Here is a 502-nt window from a genome sequence, read left to right as displayed (position 1 = left end):
GTGGGCAGCACACAAATAAAAACGCCAGCGAATAGCCCTTATGTACGGGGCTATTACCGGGCGTTTTTGCCCCCTGTTATTTATCAAGGAGTGAACTGATATGGCTGAAACCGAAGAATTTGAATTGCACGCCGCAAAGGCATTTTTTGCCAGTGCGTGGGCGGATGCTGCCGATGAGTCCGAAGATTCACCCATCGGCGCAGGTACTGAAATTTTTGATGTAATGCCCGATGAAATCGACCCCGCTGCAATGCACGCCGCGCGGACCCTGCGCATGGATATGGAACGCGAAAACGGTCTAAGCATCGGCGACTTGCTGGGGCTGATTGAGCGCGATGGTGACGGCGACCGACCCAACACAATCGACCACTTCGGTCACTATGCCGCAATGCAAGCCATGGGTCACGGTGTTGGACTTAACGATGCTTTCGGGCCTGATGTGTACGAAGCCATCAAGGTGCCTTATGTTGAGTTTGGCTCACACTCACTCAGCCGCGACTAT

At 53.4% G+C, this 502-nt stretch carries 1 protein-coding gene; it reads left to right on the top strand.

All coding sequences use genetic code 11. The features are described from left to right. Window positions 1–100 precede the first annotated feature (100 nt). A partial coding sequence (locus tag I6F10_RS20065; RefSeq protein ID WP_197099322.1) for a hypothetical protein occupies window positions 101–502 on the top strand: 402 nt, incomplete at its 3' end.

It is taken from the genome of Pseudoalteromonas sp. SWYJZ98 (genome assembly GCF_015864495.1).
In the GTDB taxonomy this organism is placed as follows: Bacteria; Pseudomonadota; Gammaproteobacteria; order Enterobacterales; family Alteromonadaceae; genus Pseudoalteromonas; species Pseudoalteromonas distincta.
Note: the sequence above shows the minus strand (reverse complement) of the source record. Positions and strands in the feature narration are given on the sequence as shown.